This is a genomic window from Arthrobacter mangrovi (genome assembly GCF_026011795.1).
GTDB lineage: Bacteria > Actinomycetota > Actinomycetes > Actinomycetales > Micrococcaceae > Crystallibacter > Crystallibacter mangrovi.
Genome location: NZ_BRVS01000001.1, coordinates 94,185 through 111,200, shown reverse-complemented (window position 1 = coordinate 111,200; position 17,016 = coordinate 94,185). Strand labels below are relative to the sequence as shown.

Annotated in this window: 17 protein-coding genes; 10 read left to right on the top strand and 7 right to left on the bottom strand. The window is 69.0% G+C overall.

All coding sequences use genetic code 11. The features are described from left to right. Positions 1-67: 67 nt before the first annotated feature. A complete protein-coding gene (locus AHIS1636_RS00465) occupies positions 68-427 on the bottom strand; it encodes a GroES family chaperonin (RefSeq protein WP_264793840.1) in 360 nt (119 codons plus the stop codon). A gap of 115 nt (positions 428-542) precedes the next feature. Between AHIS1636_RS00465 and AHIS1636_RS00460 the strand changes: the two genes are divergently transcribed. After that, positions 543-1,379 (top strand): Bax inhibitor-1/YccA family protein, encoded by an 837-nt coding sequence (locus AHIS1636_RS00460; protein ID WP_264793839.1) that lies wholly within the window; start codon positions 543-545, stop codon positions 1,377-1,379. A 99-nt stretch (positions 1,380-1,478) separates the two neighbouring features. Here AHIS1636_RS00460 and galK read toward each other — a convergent pair whose 3' ends face one another. Both galK and galT read right to left on the bottom strand, forming a co-directional pair. Next, positions 1,479-2,663, bottom strand: a complete 1,185-nt coding sequence (gene galK / locus AHIS1636_RS00455) for a galactokinase (protein WP_264793838.1) — start codon at positions 2,661-2,663, stop codon at positions 1,479-1,481. Further along, positions 2,660-3,778, bottom strand: a complete 1,119-nt coding sequence (gene galT, locus AHIS1636_RS00450) for a galactose-1-phosphate uridylyltransferase (protein WP_264793837.1) — start codon at positions 3,776-3,778, stop codon at positions 2,660-2,662. The genes galK and galT overlap by 4 nt, the downstream gene beginning before the upstream one ends. Before the next feature lie 37 nt (positions 3,779-3,815). Between galT and AHIS1636_RS00445 the strand changes: the two genes are divergently transcribed. The 4 genes from AHIS1636_RS00445 to AHIS1636_RS00430 are packed head-to-tail and all read left to right on the top strand — an operon-like array spanning position 3,816 to position 7,902. Continuing rightward, positions 3,816-4,748 (top strand): aldose 1-epimerase family protein, encoded by a 933-nt coding sequence (locus tag AHIS1636_RS00445; protein ID WP_264793836.1) that lies wholly within the window; start codon positions 3,816-3,818, stop codon positions 4,746-4,748. Between the two features lie 21 nt (positions 4,749-4,769). Next, positions 4,770-6,044, top strand: a complete 1,275-nt coding sequence (locus AHIS1636_RS00440; RefSeq protein ID WP_264793835.1) for an AI-2E family transporter — start codon at positions 4,770-4,772, stop codon at positions 6,042-6,044. Then, positions 6,041-7,279 carry a threonine ammonia-lyase gene (gene ilvA, locus AHIS1636_RS00435; RefSeq protein WP_264793834.1) on the top strand — a complete coding sequence of 413 codons (1,239 nt, stop codon included), beginning with the start codon at positions 6,041-6,043 and terminating at the stop codon, positions 7,277-7,279. The genes AHIS1636_RS00440 and ilvA overlap by 4 nt, the downstream gene beginning before the upstream one ends. Positions 7,280-7,305: 26 nt before the next feature. Next, positions 7,306-7,902 (top strand): rhomboid family intramembrane serine protease, encoded by a 597-nt coding sequence (locus AHIS1636_RS00430; protein WP_264793833.1) that lies wholly within the window; start codon positions 7,306-7,308, stop codon positions 7,900-7,902. A 110-nt stretch (positions 7,903-8,012) separates the two neighbouring features. On the opposite strand, the gene greA is transcribed toward AHIS1636_RS00430, so the two are convergent. Both greA and AHIS1636_RS00420 read right to left on the bottom strand, forming a co-directional pair. After that, entirely contained in the window at positions 8,013-8,555 is a 543-nt protein-coding gene (greA, locus tag AHIS1636_RS00425) for a transcription elongation factor GreA (protein ID WP_264793832.1), read from the bottom strand. A 176-nt stretch (positions 8,556-8,731) separates the two neighbouring features. Beyond that, positions 8,732-9,184: a DUF4307 domain-containing protein gene (locus AHIS1636_RS00420; RefSeq protein WP_264793831.1), complete on the bottom strand. Its 453-nt coding sequence runs from the start codon at positions 9,182-9,184 to the stop codon at positions 8,732-8,734. Positions 9,185-9,235: 51 nt separating this feature from the next. On the opposite strand from AHIS1636_RS00420, the gene mca reads away from it, so the two are divergent. The 3 genes from mca (at position 9,236) to AHIS1636_RS00405 (ending at position 12,897) form a co-directional block, all read left to right on the top strand. Then, positions 9,236-10,168 carry a mycothiol conjugate amidase Mca gene (gene mca, locus AHIS1636_RS00415; RefSeq protein WP_264793830.1) on the top strand — a complete coding sequence of 311 codons (933 nt, stop codon included), beginning with the start codon at positions 9,236-9,238 and terminating at the stop codon, positions 10,166-10,168. 66 nt (positions 10,169-10,234) lie between these two features. Next, complete coding sequence (locus AHIS1636_RS00410; RefSeq protein WP_264793829.1) at positions 10,235-10,660, top strand: hypothetical protein; 426 nt, start codon at positions 10,235-10,237, stop codon at positions 10,658-10,660. 2 nt (positions 10,661-10,662) lie between these two features. After that, a complete protein-coding gene (locus tag AHIS1636_RS00405) occupies positions 10,663-12,897 on the top strand; it encodes a thioredoxin domain-containing protein (RefSeq protein WP_264793828.1) in 2,235 nt (744 codons plus the stop codon). Between the two features lie 129 nt (positions 12,898-13,026). Here AHIS1636_RS00405 and trhA read toward each other — a convergent pair whose 3' ends face one another. Further along, positions 13,027-13,761, bottom strand: a complete 735-nt coding sequence (gene trhA / locus AHIS1636_RS00400) for a PAQR family membrane homeostasis protein TrhA (protein ID WP_264793827.1) — start codon at positions 13,759-13,761, stop codon at positions 13,027-13,029. A gap of 183 nt (positions 13,762-13,944) precedes the next feature. Between trhA and AHIS1636_RS00395 the strand changes: the two genes are divergently transcribed. Then, positions 13,945-14,706: an isoprenyl transferase gene (locus tag AHIS1636_RS00395; RefSeq protein WP_264793826.1), complete on the top strand. Its 762-nt coding sequence runs from the start codon at positions 13,945-13,947 to the stop codon at positions 14,704-14,706. 236 nt (positions 14,707-14,942) lie between these two features. Further along, positions 14,943-16,352, top strand: a complete 1,410-nt coding sequence (phoH2, locus tag AHIS1636_RS00390; protein WP_264794164.1) for an RNA 5'-3' helicase PhoH2 — start codon at positions 14,943-14,945, stop codon at positions 16,350-16,352. Here the strand turns inward: phoH2 and AHIS1636_RS00385 are convergent. Continuing rightward, the gene (locus AHIS1636_RS00385; protein WP_264793825.1) at positions 16,349-17,005 is read right to left on the bottom strand and encodes a GNAT family N-acetyltransferase; all 657 of its coding nucleotides are present in this window, start codon (positions 17,003-17,005) and stop codon (positions 16,349-16,351) included. The two genes, phoH2 and AHIS1636_RS00385, sit on opposite strands and share 4 nt — an antisense overlap. Positions 17,006-17,016: the final 11 nt, after the last annotated feature.

Genomic DNA, 17,016 nt, shown 5'->3' with positions numbered 1-17,016 from the left:
CGATCGCATAACAACTGCCCCACGTGAAGGGCACGAGGGCGGTGCCCTCCGGAGGTTCGCCCGGAGGTTAGAGGTAGAGGCCGGTGCCCTTGTCCGCTTCCTCGGGTTCGGCGACGGCGTGGATGTCCCGTTCGCGCAGGAGGATGTAGTCGGCGGCGTTGACCTCCACCTCGGCACGGTCCTCCGGATCGAACAGCACCTTGTCGCCGACGCCGACCTGCCGCACGTTCGGGCCGGCGGCCACCACGGTGGCCCACCCCAGGCGCTTGCCCATGGCGGCCGTCGCCGGAATCACGATTCCGGACGAGGAGCGGCGCTCGCTGCTGTCCTTGTCCGGAGCGACCAAGATGCGGTCGTGCAGCATTCGCAGCGGGAGGTTGGCGGGCGCGGTGCGTTGGTTCCGTTCGGCGGCGGGGCGAGGATTCACGCCAACAGTCTAAGCTCCCCGCAGGCCGCGGGAATCCGGCGGGATAGAACCGGAGGCGCCGGACGTTGCATTGGTAGGGTTGAAGTAGCTCGTACCCCCTGATCGGAGGACAAACATGGCCATGGGTGGAAATCCCGTATTCAGTAATCCCAACGTATTCCGCAGCCAACCGCACAGTTCCGCGAACGCCGGCACCGGCATGCTCGCCGGCCAGTCGCAGATGTCCAGCCAGCAGCTGCAGGACCTGTACAACCAGCCGTCGGCGGGTCCGGCCCAGACCGGGCGGATGACCTACGACGACGTCATCATGAAGACGCTGGCCTGCCTGGCCCTCGTCCTCGCCGGTGCGGCCGTAGGCTGGATGATCCCCGCACTGATGATCCCGGGCATGCTCGTCGGCCTGGTGCTGGGTCTGGTCAACGCCTTCAAGAGGGAGCCCTCCAAGGGCCTGATCCTGGGCTATGCAGCGGCCGAAGGCCTGTTTGTCGGCGGCATTTCCGCCGTGCTGGACGGGATGTACCCCGGCATCGCCCCGCAGGCCGTGCTCGGCACCGTCTGCGTCTTCGGCGTCACCCTGCTGCTGTTCAAGAGCGGCAAGGTGCGTGCGACACCGAAGGCGATGAAGTTCTTCATGATCGCGATCATCGGCTACGCCGTGTTCTCGCTGGTCAACCTCGGCCTGCAGCTGTTCGGCGTGCTGGACACCCCGTGGGGCGTGCGCGGCATGGAGGTCATGGGCATTCCCCTGGGCGTGATCATCGGCATCTTCGCCATCGGTCTGGCGGCCTTCTCGCTGATCATGGACTTCACCTCGATCGAGGAAGGCGTGCGCCAGGGCGTTGACCGCAAGTACTCCTGGACCGCCGCGTTCGGCCTGACCGTCACGCTGATCTGGCTCTACGTCGAGATCCTGCGCCTGCTGGCCATCCTGCGCGCCGTCGCAGAGGACTAAGACCGGGCGTCCGGAACAATAACGTGGGACTCCGCCGAGGCGGGGTCCCACGGCCGTTTAACAGCCCGTCCTTGGCGGAAGCCGCGTGTTCGTGGCGGTTCAGGCCAGCCGGCCCGCGCCGTCAGCCGTCGCGACCGGGAAGACGTCCGGCCGGGCGTATCCGGCAGCCAGGAAGGCATTAACGACGGCGTTTGCCACCGCGGCGGCGGAAGACCGGGGGACCAGGGCAAGGGCGGAGCCGCCGAAGCCGCCGCCGGTCATGCGTGCCCCCAGGGCACCGTGCCCGAGGGCGGTGTCAACCGCGAGATCGAGTTCCGGGCAGGAGACCTCGTAGTCGTCGCGCAGCGAGGCATGGCCACGGGCGAGCAGCGGCCCGATGCTTCCCGGCCCGCAGGCTTCCAGCAGATGCACGGCCCTTTCCACCCGTTCGTTCTCCGTGACGACGTGGCGGGCCCGGCGGAAGGCCGGCGCATCCAGCCGGGCCTTGGCGCCCGCCAGGTCCTCGCCGGATAGCTCGCGGAGGGAACCCACCCCCAGCAAGGCGGCGGCCCGTTCGCAGTCGCGGCGCCGCCCGGCATAGCCCCCGCCGGCATGGGCGTGGGTGACCTTAGTGTCCATCACAAGCAGGCTCAGCCCGCTCTCCTGCAATCGAAGCGGGACCGGGCGGGCGGTGCCGCTGCGGAAATCCACCAGCAGGGCATGGCCGCGGCGCCCGCCGAGCGACGCCGTCTGGTCCAGCAGGCCGGTCGGCGCCCCGGCCATCTCGTTCTCCGCCTGCTGGCACAGCCTGGCCAGTCTGGCGCTCCCGAACCCGGAGCCCAGCAGGTCCTCCAAAGCCGCCGCGACCGCGCACTCGACGGCCGCCGAAGAGGACAGCCCGGCCCCGAGGGGAACGTCCGTCTCCAGGTGCAGGTCCAGGCCGGGCACCGGGAAGCCGGAGGCGGCGAAGGCCCAGACGACGCCCAGCGGGTAGGCCGCCCACCCTGACACCGCCCCCGGCGCGATCCCCGCGGCAGGCAGGCTCACGGCGTCGTTCCTGTCCCGCAGTGACGTGGACACCCGGACGGTCCCGTCCCGGCGCAGCGCGGCGGCGGCAACCGTCGTGCGGTCGATGGCCAGCGGAAGGGCCAGCCCCTGGTTGTAGTCCGTGTGCTCGCCGATCAGGTTGACGCGGCCCGGGGCGGCCCAGAGCCCGTCCGGGGCCGAACCGTAGCGGGCGGCGAAACCGGCCCGGGCGGCCGCCGCCAGCACCGCACGTGCGCTGTCGGCGGCCGGGCCGGTCACGCCGTCGCCGCCTCACGGAGCCGCGCCGCGGTCTCTTCCGGCACCGTATCGTTGATGAAGGCCCCCATGGCGGCCTCCGACCCGGCCAGGTACTTGAGCTTCCCGGCGGCGCGGCGCGGCGAGGTGAGCTGCAGGTGCAGATGGCCGGCCGGGCGCAGTTCGGCGTCCACCGGAGCCTGGTGCCAGGCGGCAATGTAGGGCGTGGGGGAGTCGTAGAGGGCGTCGAACCGGCGCAGGAGTTCCGGGTACAGTTCGGCCAGCTCGTCGCGTTCCTCGCCGTGGAGCCCGGCCAGGTCCGCCGCCTGGCGGTGCGGCACCAGATGCACCTCGAGCGGCCAGCGCGCGGCGAAGGGGACGTAGGCGCTGAAGTGCCGCCCCTCGAGCACCATCCGCGAGCCGTCGGCGCGCTCGGCGGCGAGGATGGCAGCGGTCTGGCTCTCCAGGCCGCCGGAGCGGAGGAAGTGCCGCCGGGCCTGTTTGGCCATCCGGACGGAGCGCGGCGGGACGTAGGGGTAGGCGTAGATCTGCCCGTGCGGGTGGTGCAGCGTGACGCCGATTTCCGCGCCGCGGTTCTCGAAGCAGAACACCTGCTGCACTCCGGGCAGGGCCGACAGCGCCTCGGTCCGCTGCGCCCAGGCGTCGACCACCGTGCGCACCCGGTCGTAGGGAAGTTGGGAGAAGGAGCCCGTGTGGGAGTCGGTGAAGGCGATGACCTCACAGCGCCCGTAGGCGGGTTCCGCTACCTCGCCGACCTCGGGGCCGGGATCCGCCGGGAGGATGCCGTGCCGGGGACCGAAGGACGGGAACCGGTTTTCGAAGACCGCCACCTCGTAGCCGGCGGGGATCTCGGTCCGGCGGGCTCCGTCCGAGGGACAGAGCGGGCACTCATCCTCCGGAGGAAGGTGGGTGCGGTCCTGGCGGTGCGCCGCGACGGCGACCCATTCCCCGATCAGCTCGTCGAAGCGGACCTGGCCTGCGTCCGTGCCGCGGGCCGGCAGGCTCCTGCGGTCGCGGACCTGTTCCGGGTCGCGGTGCCGCCCGGCCGCTTCCTCGCCGGCGTCGAAGTACAGCAGTTCCCGGCCATCCGACAGCCTGGTGGGGGTCATGATGGTCATCGCGGCTCCTGCGAGGATTCTCCGGTACGTTTTAGCTATGAGCCACCATACCTTTGCCACCGGCGAACAGTTCAGGATCGAGCGGGGCAACTCGTATGCGGTGATCACCGAGCTGGCCGGTTGCCTGCGCATTTTCGTGAAGGACGGCGTCCAGCTCACGGAGTCCTTCGACGACGGCGACATCCCGCCGGGCGCGTCCGGCATCCTGCTCGCGCCGTGGCCGAACAGGGTGGCCAACGGCAAGTGGACCTTGGACGGCAAGGTGCAGAAGCTGGACATCACCGAGCTGACGCGCGGGCACGCCAGCCACGGCCTGCTGCGCAACACCGGCTACCGGTTGGTCAACCGCAGCGAGCACGCGGTGGAGCTGTCGGCCGGGATCTTCCCGCAGCACGGCTACCCGTTCCGGCTGACCCACGTGGTCCGCTACCGGATCGACGAGGCCGGGGACCTGGAGGTCACGCAGGAGCTGGTCAACCACTCGGCGGCCGCCGCGCCGGTGGCGCTGGGTGCCCATCCCTACCTGCGGCTCGGGGACCTGGAAGCGGCAGACCTGACCCTGACCGTCCCGGGAGCCACCTTCCTGCAAGCGGACGAGACGCTCATTCCGTCCGGTTCCGCGCCGGTCGCCGGGGAGATGGACCTGCGGGGCGGTGCCGCCGTCGGGCAGTTGCGGAAGCTGGACCGCGCCTACACGGACCTGGCAGCCGCGGACGGGCGGGCAGAGACGACCCTGGCATCTGCCGACGGCCGCTCCGTCACACTGTGGCAGGATGAATCGTTCCCCTACGTACAGGTTTTCGTGACCGACACGTTCCCCGGGCGCACGCTGGCGGTCGCCGTCGAGCCCATGACGGCGCCGGCCAACGCACTGAATTCCGGCGACGGGCTTGTCTGGCTCGAGCCGGGCGGGCGCTTCGGCGGCAGCTGGGGCATCAGTGGCCGGCTTCATCCGGCCGTAGCCGGCTGAGGATGTGAAATTATTGTCTCTATGAGTCGGCCTATCCCTGACAACAACCCGCAGGGCCCCGCCGGTCCTGCGCCGCGCGTGCCGGACTCGACCCGGGACGATGTTCCGTACGCACTGCGGATCGCGGCGTCCTGGGCCTGGCGGATCGGCCTCGTCATTGTCGTGGTCGGGGTGCTCATTTGGCTGCTCAGCTACGTGTCGCTGCTGCTCATCCCGGTGATGATCGCGGCGCTGATGGCCGGCCTGCTGCAGCCGGTCGTACGGTTCCTGCTCAAGGCCAAGGTGCCGAGGGGCCTGGCCGTCGGCATTACGATCCTTGGCTTCCTGGGCCTGGTCAGCGGGGCGCTGTCGCTCGTGGGACGTCAGCTCTACTTCGGTTTCCGCGAGCTGTGGGGCCAGGTGCTCGAGGGCGTGCGGCAGATCCAGACGTGGCTGATGGACGGACCGCTGCGGCTGACCTCGGCACAGCTGAACGACTACATCAACGACCTGCTGGTCCAGCTGCAGAACAACAGCAGCACGATCCTCTCCAGCGCCCTCACCGTGGGCTCCACCGCCGGCCACCTTGTGACCGGCCTGCTGCTGGCGATCTTCTCGCTCATCTTCTTCCTGCTCGACGGCGAGAGGATCTGGATGTTCCTCGTGGGGCTGATGCCCCGCCGCGCCCGTTCGGCCACCAACGGTGCAGGCCGCAAGGGCTGGACTTCGCTGGTCCAGTACATCCGCATCCAGGTGTTCGTAGCCGCCGTCGACGCCGTTGGCATCGGTGTCGGCGCGGCCATCATCGGCGTGCCGCTGGCCCTGCCGCTGGCCGTGCTGGTGTTCCTGGGTTCCTTCATCCCGATCGTGGGCGCCCTGGTCACCGGCTTCGTCGCCGTCCTGCTCGCGCTCGTCGCCAACGGCTGGGTCAACGCCATCATCATGCTGGCCATCGTGCTGGGCGTACAGCAGTTGGAAAGCCACGTGCTGCAGCCCCTGATCATGGGCAAGGCCGTCTCGCTGCACCCGCTCGCCGTGGTCCTGGCTGTCGCCGGCGGCACCATGGTCGCCGGCATCCCGGGCGCCCTGTTCGCCGTTCCGGTGATGGCCATCCTGAATACAGTGGTCAAATACATTGCCGCCCGCGGCTGGGAGCACGACGACGCGCTGGGCGGCCGGCTGCGGCCACCCGATCCGGTCCTGCAGGCCGAAGCCGGGACAGCACGGACGACCGCCAGAACCAAGCGCCAGAAAGAAGCCCCGGGCGGGGACGAGAGTGGCACCGCCACTGAGGACAGGAACGAACTGCCGAAATGATAGATCTGAAGACCTTGCCGGTCACCGTGGACGATGTGATGGACGCCGCCGAGCTGCTCGACGGCGTCATTGAGACCACGCCGATCGAGCAGTCCAGGGCCCTGGGCCGCATGACCGGCTCCGACGTCTATTTCAAGTGCGAGAACCTGCAGCGCGCCGGATCCTTCAAGGTCCGCGGCGCCTACGTGCGCATGGCCAAGCTGAGCGAAGAAGAGAAGGCCCGCGGCGTCGTCGCGGCCTCGGCCGGCAACCATGCCCAGGGCGTCGCCGTCGCGGCCGCGCGCCTGGGCATCAAGGCACGGATCTACATGCCGCTCGGCGTCGCGCTCCCGAAGCTGGCCGCCACCCGCGGCCACGGCGCCGAGGTCGTGCTCCACGGCCACAACGTCGACGAGGCCCTGGCCGAGGCCCAGCGCTTCGCCGAGCAGTCGGGCGCCGTGTTCGTCCACCCGTTCGACAATGCCGACATCATTGCCGGCCAGGGCACCATCGGCCTCGAGATCCTCGACCAGATTCCCAACGTGGACACCATCGTCATGGGGGTGGGCGGAGGCGGGCTGCTGGCCGGCGTCGCCACCGCCGTCAAAGCCCGGGCGAAGGAGCTCGGCCGGGACATCCGGGTCATCGGCGTGCAGGCGGAAAACGCCGCGGCCTACCCGCCCTCCCTCGCTGCGGACGCGCTGGTCCCGCTGAAGAAGGTCTCGACGATGGCGGACGGCATCGCCGTGGGCCGGCCGGGCCAGCTGCCGTTCTCGATCATCCGGGAACTCGTCGATGACGTGGTCACGGTCAGCGAGGACGCCCTGGCCCGGGCCTTGATCTTCCTGCTCGAGCGTTCGAAGCTGGTGGTCGAGCCGGCGGGCGCCGTCGGCGTCGCGGCGCTGATGGAAGGCGTCATCGAGAACCCCGGCACCACCGCGGTCATCCTCTCCGGCGGCAACATCGACCCGATGCTGATGCTGAAGGTCATCCAGCGCGGCCTCTACGCCTCCGGCAGGTTCCTCTCCGTGCGGATCATGCTCGACGACCGTCCCGGCTCCCTGGCGAAGATCTCGCGCATCATCGCCGAATCCGATGCCAACGTCACCCGCGTGGACCACACGCGCATCGGCGGCTCGATCAGCATGGGCGACGTGGCGATCACCATCGACATCGAGACGAAGGGCCACGAGCACTGCGAACTCGTGCTCGGCAGCCTTCGTGCGGAGGGCTTCCAGCCCGTCGTCGTGCACTAGGCCATGCACCAGGTGGAGCGCAGTCAGTGAGGGCGGCCAGCCGGGGGTCCCGGGCACGGCGCGCGCTCGGCGCCCTGCTGGGCATGGCAGGGGTGCTGTGGGCGGTCTTCCTGCTGACCCTGCTGGCCGGGGGCCAGGTCTATTACCTGCTCGGCAATATCCCGCGACGGGTCGAGGGCCTGGACGGCATCCTTTTCTCGCCGCTGCTGCACGCCGACGCCAACCACCTGGCCAGCAACACGCTGCCCCTGGTGGTGCTGGGATTCCTCGTGTTCCTCGAAAGCGCCCGGCGCTTCGCCGCGGTACTCGCCTCAAGCTGGCTGGTGTCCGGGATCGGGGTCTGGCTGACTGGCCAGGGCCTGACGGTCGGGGCCTCCGGCATCGTGTTCGGCTTCCTCGCCTACCTGCTCGTCCGCGGGTTCTACAACCGCAGCTGGCGGCAGGTCCTGCTCGCCGTCGTCATCTTCTTGTTCTACGGCTCCGTGTTGCTGGGCCTATTGCCGACGGCGGGAGCAGGGGTTTCCTGGCAGGCGCACCTGTTCGGCGCGGCCGGGGGAGTGCTGGCCGCCGTCCTGATGCGCAAGGACCGGGTCCGCGGCCGCAGCCGGAACCAGCTGCGATAGCAGAAGGGCGGGCCGGTTGCTCGAGGAGCAACCGGCCCGCCCTTCGCCTGCAGCCCGACGGTTCGGGGACAGAGCTGTGGACTGCGCCGGTTATGGTCCGGCGCGCCCGGTTAGCCTGCGTACGGCTTGGCGGAGATGATCTCCACCTTGATTTCCTTGCCGTTGGGCGCGGTGTAGGCGACGGTTTCGCCCGCCTTCTTGCCGTTGATCGCCGCGCCCAGCGGGGACTTCTCGCTGTAGACGTCGATGGTGGCGTCGCCGGCAACCTCGCGGCTGCCGAGCAGGAACGTCTCGGTGTCCCCGGCGATCTTCGCCTCCACGACCATGCCCGGTTCGACGACTCCGTCATCCGCGGGAGCGGCGCCGACATGGGCGTTCCGCAGCAGTTCAGTCAGCTGGCGGATGCGGGCCTCGGCCTTGCCCTGTTCCTCCTTGGCGGCGTGGTAGCCGCCGTTCTCCTTCAGGTCCCCCTCGGAACGAGCCTGCTCGATGCGGGCGACGATCTCCGTACGGCCCGGGCCGGACAGATAATCCAGTTCAGCCTTCAGGCGGTCGTAAGACTCCTGAGTGAGCCAAGCCACGGATGCGCTGGATGTAGACACGTACTTCTCCTTAGTATGGCCTGAAGCGGCGGCTTCCCGCTGCCTCAGCATGGGTACTCCCTCGCCCGACGGGCCGCTGAGGGCCGCCACATCAAGCAAAGACCCCGCTCACTGGTGACTCGTTCATAACTGAATCGGCGAGACCACCGTATGGGCGGGGCAGAATGTATTGAATAAGTGTAGTCAGTCCCGCGGCCATTTCCCAAGAACCGGGACGATTCCGATAGCTACTTAACGATCCAGCAGGCGTTGACGCCGCCGGTGACAGAAGGCGATTCAGTCCTTAGCTGAATCCGGTGCACGGTGGTGCGTCCGCCGTCGTTCCCCTCGCCTTCCGCCGCGGGAGGGATGGTCGCGACCTTCCACCCGACCACGGCGTAGGTTTCGTTGAGGGCCTGGATGGCGCACTGGGCGGTCGCTTCCGGGTCCTTGGTGACCTGGAAATCAACGATGGCGTGGTGCGGATCCGACACATTGAAGCCAACGTCCGTGCCGGAGACCGCGGGCTTGCTCTGCAGGAAGGCGAAGTAGCCGGCCAGCACGACAGCGACCGCCAGCGCGGCGATGGCCAGGCCGCGCTTGGCTCCGCGGCTAAGCCGCTGCTTTGGGGCCCCGTACCGATTGGCTACGCTTATCCCTGAAGAAGTAGGGTGCGTGGGAGTCGGGCCGGTAGTGCTCACGCCTACAACCTTACCGTGTTGCACGTTATGTCCGATCACCAGGAGTCTGAGTTGAGCATCCCCGCAGAAGCTGCCGAACGAGCCCCGGAAGTCCGCCGTGGTGATGGCCTGCGCCTCCTGACGGTGCATGCCCATCCGGACGACGAGTCCAGCAAGGGTGCGGCCACCATGGCCAGCTACGCCGCCGCCGGCGTCGAGACCATGGTCGTCACCTGCACGGGCGGCGAACGGGGGGACATCCTCAACGCGCAGGCCGCATCAGAGCCGCACGCGCTGCGCGACCTGCCCGGACTCCGGCGTCGGGAGATGGCCAAGGCCGCCCGCGAACTCGGCGTCGCCCACCGCTGGCTGGGCTTCGTCGATTCCGGCCTCCCGGAGGGCGATCCGCTGCCGCCCCTGCCGTTCGGCAGCTTCGCGACCCTGCCGCTGGAGCGGGCGGCCGCCCCGCTGGTGCGGCTGGTCCGGTCCTTCAAGCCGCACGTCATCATCAGCTACGACGAGAACGGCGGCTACCCGCACCCGGACCACATCATGGCCCACAAGGTCGCGGTCGAGGCCTACCACGCCGCCGCTGACCCCGAGCGTTATCCGGAGGCCGGCGAAGCCTGGACTCCGCTGAAGCTTTACTACGACCGCGCCTTCAATCCGGAGCGCTTCCGCGCCCTGCACTTCGCCCTGGAGGAAGCGGGCCTGCAGTCGCCCTACGCCGCGCGCCTGGCCGCCTGGCAGGAAGCGGACGCGGAGGGCCACCAGCCGCCGATGCCCAAGCACCGGACCACGACCCAGATCGACTGCGGGGACTACTTCGAGCACCGGGACCGCGCCCTGCTCTCGCACCGGACCCAGATCGAGCCCGAAGGGTTCTTCTTCGCCGTATCGCCGGACATGCAGCGCAGGATCTGGCCCTGGGAGGACTACACCCTCGTGGATGCGAGGGTGGAGACCACGCTGCCTGAAACCGACTTCTTCGCGGGCATACGATAGAGGAAGCCAGCCGCTGAACTTCCGGACCGCCGCGGCGGTCCGGCCCTTGCCAGAAAGAGATCCATCTTGCATCTGCTGCACCTGCTCGCCGCCGCCGGACCCAGCGGGGAACCGACACTGAAGCCGGGCCTGGACCCGAACCAGGTCACGCCCGGCCCGTGGGGCTTCTTCATCACCTTCGGCCTCGCGGTGGTGGTGATCCTGCTGATCTGGGATATGACCCGGCGCATCCGCAGGGTGAGGTACCGCGAGCAGATGGAGCAGGACGCGCAGCGGGCTGGAGCCGAGGGGGAGCGCGCGCCTTCCGCGTCCGACGGCGGGAGCTCTCCTGCCGCCTCCGGCCGAGGGGAGCGCAGGGAGACCGAGGAAGAGCGCCGGCGCCGCCTGGACAAAGAACTCAATGACAAGGTGACGGGCCGCAGGGATCCGGGTTCGCCGACGGAAGGCGCGTCCGGACGCCGTCCGACCGACAACGGGCCGGCCGGGAGCTGACCATGGCCGGCAGACTGCGCAGCGAAGCCTCGGCCTACCTGCGGCAGCATGCCGAAAACCCGGTTGACTGGTGGCCCTTCGGTGACCAGGCCTTCGAACAGGCACGTCTGCGCGACGTGCCTGTTTTCGTTTCCGTGGGCTATGCCGCCTGCCACTGGTGCCACGTCATGGCGCACGAATCGTTCGAGGACCAGGAGACCGCGGACTACCTCAACGAACACTTCGTGAGCATCAAGGTCGACCGCGAGGAGCGGCCGGACGTGGACGCCGTGTACATGGCGGCCACCCAAGCGATGACCGGCCAGGGCGGCTGGCCCATGAGCGTCTTCACCTTGCCGGACGGCCGGGCGTTCTACGCCGGAACCTACTATCCGCCGCGGCCGGCGCCGGGTATGCCATCCTTCGGCCAGCTGCTGGAGGCGGTCAACGATGCCTGGCACCAGCGCCGGTCCGGCGTGGAGGCCAGCGCGGCCGCCCTCGTCGAGGTCCTCGAAGGCGCCGCGGATAACAACCGCAAGCTGATGGGCAATCTCCTGCCGTTCGACCCGGACGAGAGGCCGACCGCGCTGGGCCTTCCGCGCCCGATGCTCGATGACGCCGTGCTGGTATTGGCCGGAGAGGAAGACCCCGACTATGGCGGGTTTGGAGACGTGCCGAAGTTCCCGCCGTCGTCAATCATCCAGTTCCTGCTCCGCCACGCCGCCGCCCGGCCCAGGACCGAGGGCCCGGCATCCGGCGGGGACCGCGCGGACAGGGAATCCGCCGCAGAACCGGCCCTCGGCCTCGCCGAACGGACCTTGGACGCCATGGCGACCTCGGCCCTCTACGACCAGCTCGAGGGCGGCTTCGCGCGCTACGCCGTCGACCGGCAGTGGTCCGTCCCGCACTTCGAGAAGATGCTGTACGACAATGTGCAGCTGCTTCGCGCTTACGCCCAGTGGGCCGCCCAGTCCGGCCAGGCGGCCGATCGCGATTTCGCCCGGGCCGTTGCCGCCGGAACGGCCGACTGGATGATCGGCCGGCTCGGCCTGCCCGGCGGGGGTTTTGCCTCTTCCCTGGACGCGGACACGGTGATCGAGGGCCGGCACCAGGAGGGCGGCACCTACCTGTGGAGCCTCGATCAGCTGCGGGAGGCCGTTGGCGAGGACGCCGAGTGGGTTGCGGACATCATGGGAGTCGGCGAGGCCGGTACCGTGACCGCGACCGGCTCGCCGCTGCATCCCGGACGGCGGCTGGACCCGGAAGGGCAGCGGCGGTGGGCCAGGATCAGGCCGGCGCTTCTCGCAGTCCGCAACCGGCGGCCGCAGCCGGCCCGGGACGAGAAGGTGGTAGCGGGCTGGAACGGCCTCGCCATCGCCGCGCTGGCAGAGACCGCCGGGCTCCTTGGCCGCCAGGACCTCCTGGCGGCTGCCGCCGGGGCGGCGGAGTACGTCCGGCGTGTGCACCTTGACGACGACGGAACGCTCCTCCGGGTTTCCCACGACGGCACCGCCGGTGCGGTCCAGGGGCTCCTGGAGGACTATGCAGGCTTCGCTGAAGGCCTCTTCGCGCTCTATGCCGCCACCGGAGAAGACCGCTGGTACGTGCTCGCCGAACGGCTGGTCCTGGAGGCCGAGCGGACCTTCCTCAATGAGGGCGTGCTCAATGACTCCGCCGTCAAGCCCAGCCAGCTGGCCGCGGCCAGCGGCCCGGCCAATCCGGCCGATCCGTTCGAAACCGCAACGCCCAGCGGCACCAACCTGCTGGCCGGAGTGCTGTTGACCTATGCCGGCTACAGCGGCTCCTCCCGGCACAGGCAGCTGGCCGAGCAGCTGCTGCAGTATCTTGGGCGTGTTGCCCCGAAGGTTCCCAGGGTAGCGGGATGGGGCCTGGCCGTCGCCGAAGCGCTGCGGGCGGGACCGGTGGAACTGGCCGTCGTAGGGGAGCCCGGGCCGGCGGAAGAGCTGGTTGCCGCGGCGAGGGCCACGGGCAGTCCCGGCCTGGTCATTGCCGTACGGAAAAGCAGCAGGACCCCGGACGCTCGGGAGCCGGCGCAGGCTCAGGACATAGCGCAGGCCCGGGAACCGGCCGGCGCGGGACCGGAGCTTCCCGGATACAGTGCTGAACGCGTGCCCCTCCTTATGGGCAAGTCGGCCCCTGAATCCGGAGCCTTGGCCTATGTGTGCCGAGGCATGGTCTGCCGGCGCCCGGTCGCCACCGTGGACGAGCTGCTGGCCGAGCTGTCATCCGGCCGGTAGCGGACGGAAACCGGCGGAGGCGGGGGTGAGTCTGCAGGGGCCTTCTTGCCGGAATCGGGCTGTCAGCAGGCGCACCGGGCACGGTGGATCGGACGCGGTGCGGGCTGTATCGGGCTGTCCCGAGGACAGCTAGGACCGGCCTAGGACGGCGAGCATGATGGCCGCGAAGTGGCAGCTGAAGGCGACGACGGTGAAGGCATGGAAGAGTTCGTGGAAACCGAACCAGGTGACCGAGAAGTTGGGCTTCTTGATGCCGTAGAACACCGCGCCGGCAATGTAGAACACGCCTCCCGCGATGACCAGGACGGCCGCGGCGGGGTTGGCTGCGAAGAAGTCCGGCACGTAGAAGAGTGCGGCGAGGCCGAGGGCGCAGTAGATCGGGACATAGAGCCAGCGGGGCGCGTGCGTCCAGATGACGCGGAAGGCGACGCCGGCGATAGCGCCGCACCAGATGAGCCACAGCAGGAGTGTTGCCTTGGACGGCTCGAGCAGCGCCCAGGCCAACGGCGTATAGGTGCCGGCGATGACCAGCATGATGTTGCTGTGGTCGAGCCGTTTGAGGACCAGCTTGGTTTTCGGCTGCCAGTTTCCCCGGTGGTAGACGGCGCTGACGCCGAAGAGGAGCAGACCCGTGACTGCGTAGATGGCCGAGGCCGTCTTTCCCGCCGCCGTAGGGGCCAGGGCGACGAGGACAAGCCCTGCGATGAGGGCCAGCGGCGTTGCTCCCGCATGCAGCCAGCCGCGGAACTTGGGCTTGATATTGAGGGCGTCGGCAAGGCTCTCGACGGCGGTTTCCACAGGGCCGTCTATGCGATCCGGACCCCCGGCCGGTTGGGTCGAAGGGACAGGGCCGCGCGGGTTCATGGGCCGATTCTACCGCCGCCGAAGGGCACCGGCTTACCGGCCGAAAACAGTCGGAATAAAGGGGGAATGGGTGGCGGCGGGTTGGCCGCGTCCGTTCCGTCGGAGCCGAGGCGATAGAATCTTTCCCGGTGTCCGCTGTCCGGCGGCTGTCCTCGATCGCGGTAATGGAAAGGCGGGAGCGGTTTGAGATTCCCCGCAGTTGCCTACCGCATGTACGAGCGCCGGCTGCAGCGTTCCCTGGCCGCTGACCGCATTCCCCGGCACATCGGCGTCGTTGTTGACGGGAACCGCCGGTGGGCGAAGCTGGCGGGAAGCCCCACCCGCGAGGGCCATCAGGCCGGGGCCGACAAGATCCTCGAGTTCCTTGGCTGGTGCGACGAGCTCGGCGTCAAGGTCGTCACGCTGTACATGCTCTCGACCGACAACATGAACCGCTCCAGCGAGGAGCTGGACCAGCTGATGGGCATCATCGCCAACACGCTGGACCGGCTGGGCGAGGGCAAGAACGTCCGGGTGCGGCCGGTGGGGGCGCTCGAGACGCTGCCCGCGTACCTGTCCGGCAAGCTGCGCGCGCTGGCGGAGCAGACGGCCGAGGTCCAGGGCGTCCACGTGAACGTGGCCGTCGGCTACGGCGGCCGGCAGGAGATCGTGGACGCCGTCAAGGAACTGCTCCGGACCGCCGGGAAGGCCGGCCGCGACGTCGAATCCGTGGCAGAGACCCTGGAGGTCGACGACATCTCCCGCTATCTCTATACGAGGGGGCTGCCGGACCCCGATCTGGTCATCCGGACCTCGGGGGAGCAGCGTCTCTCGGGCTTCCTGATGTGGCAGAGCGCGTACAGCGAGTACTACTTCTGCGAGGCGCTCTGGCCCGATTTCCGCCGACTGGATTTCCTGCGCGCGCTGCGCGATTACGCGAGCCGCCAGCGGCGTTTCGGCGCCTGACGCCGGCGTTCACAGGGAATTTACCCAATCGTCCCGCCGGGGGCATTGTGCCGCCGAATTACAAGGGCGTAGTTTGAGGGTATCGATCGGCAACCCCGCCGATTGATCGGGAGGTCGCCACATGCAGAAGCATGGGGGGAGGCCGGTACCGGCCAGGTGGCCTTGCCGAGTCGCCCCAATCCGAACGATTCGGAGCAACTGCGCTCCGGACGGGAGTTAATGTGGCCACCTTTGAAATGACGAGTCAAGCTGCCAGGACCGGCCGCGCGGCGAAGGAACCGGATGTTTCCGCCGCTGCCGCCGGTCCTCTTGTTTCCGGTCCGGAAGGGCAGCCCGGCTTGGAACCGGCGGCGCCAACGGCCCAGTCCTTCGTGCTCGATACGTCGGTCCTGCTGTCCGACCCGCTCGCCCTGAAACGTTTCGCGGAGCACGAAGTGATCCTGCCCGTCGTCGTCATTACCGAGCTGGAGGCCAAGCGGCACGATCCGGAACTTGGCTACTTCGCCCGGAAGGCGCTGCGCCTGCTGGACGACCTGCGGGTCGAGCACGGCGGCCTGAACCACGCGATCCCTCTCGGGGAAGAGGGCGGATCGCTGCGGGTGGAGCTGAACCACATTTCGCCGGACGTGCTGCCCGCGGGCTTCCGCGGCGGCGACAACGACAGCCGGATCCTGGCTGTGGCGAAGAACCTCGCCGACGAGGGCAAGAACGTCACGGTGGTCTCCAAGGACCTGCCGATGCGCGTGAAGGCCTCTGCGATGGGGCTGCAGGCGGACGAGTACCGAAATGAGCTGGTGAAGGACTCGGGCTGGACCGGCGTCGCCGAGCTGGAGGTCTTCGAGGACGACGTCAACGCGCTGTACAACCACGAGCCCGTCTTCATCCCGGCGGCGGCCGAGATGCCGAGCAATACCGGCCTGGTCCTCCTGTCCAACAGCGGCTCCGCGCTGGGCCGCGTCGGGGCCGACAAGCAGGTCCGCCTGGTCAAGGGGGACCGCGACGTCTTCGGGCTGCACGGCCGCTCGGCCGAGCAGCGGCTGGCGATCGACCTGCTGATGGACCAGGAGGTCGGCATCGTTTCCCTGGGCGGCCGCGCCGGTACCGGCAAGTCGGCGCTGGCCCTCTGCGCCGGCCTGGAAGCCGTGCTGGAACGCCGCGAGCACCGCAAGGTGGTGGTCTTCCGGCCGCTGTACGCCGTGGGCGGCCAGGAGCTGGGCTACCTCCCGGGCTCCGAGTCGGAGAAGATGAACCCCTGGGCGCAGGCCGTCTTCGACACGCTGGGCGCGCTGGTTTCCACCGAGGTGGTCGAGGAAGTGATGGACCGGGGCATGCTCGAGGTCCTGCCCCTCACGCACATCCGCGGCCGCTCCCTGCACGACGCGTTCGTGATCGTCGACGAGGCGCAGTCCCTGGAGAAGAACGTCCTGCTGACGGTCATGAGCCGGATCGGCCAGAACTCGAAGATCGTGCTGACCCACGACGTCGCGCAGCGGGACAACCTGCGGGTCGGACGGCACGACGGTATCGCCGCCGTGGTGGAGACCCTCAAGGGCCACCCGCTCTTCGGCCACATCACCCTGACGCGGTCCGAGCGCTCGCCGATCGCGGCGCTGGTGACCGAGCTGCTCGAGGGCGCGGAAATCTAGGCAGCCTGCACGCCGAGGAAGCGGGCCGCCTCCGGGTGGCCCGCAACCTCGAGCGTCCATTCCGGCCGCCGGAAGTCCTCGGGCACCAGGCGCATCCGCTGCATATTGGTGACCTGGCTGCGGCCGCCGGAATGGCGCCAGACCCCGTTGGGTTTGTAGCCGAGCGACCGGGACACGGCTAGGGAAGCCTTGTTGAAGTCCATCGCCTCGCTCTCCGCGACTTCCGCGCCCAGGTAGTCGAAGGCATAACCGACGACGGCGGCGCGCATCCCGGTGCCGACACCTTGCCCCTGTGCCGATCGCCTAAGCCAGGAGCCGGTGCTGACGGTCCGGGTCTCGGCGAAGCTCGACGCGAGCAGTTCCTGGCAGCCCAGGAATTCCCCGCGGCGCCACACGCCGAACAGGAGCGACCAGCTGCCCGGGCTGGTTTTCGAGCGCAGCTGCCAGACATGCATGGCGGTGTTGCGCGGCAGGTCTTCGGGCGGGACATCGGTCCACGGGAATGCAAACGGCGACTCGCCGGGCTCGTGGATGCCGCTCAGGACGGCATCGACCAGCGGCGGAAGGTCGTCATCGGCGACCGGACGCAACGTCAGGTCGCCGGCCCCCAGGGTCAGGCCGAAGAGCGGCCACAGCTCGGTCAGTCGCGTCATCTCCCTTGTGT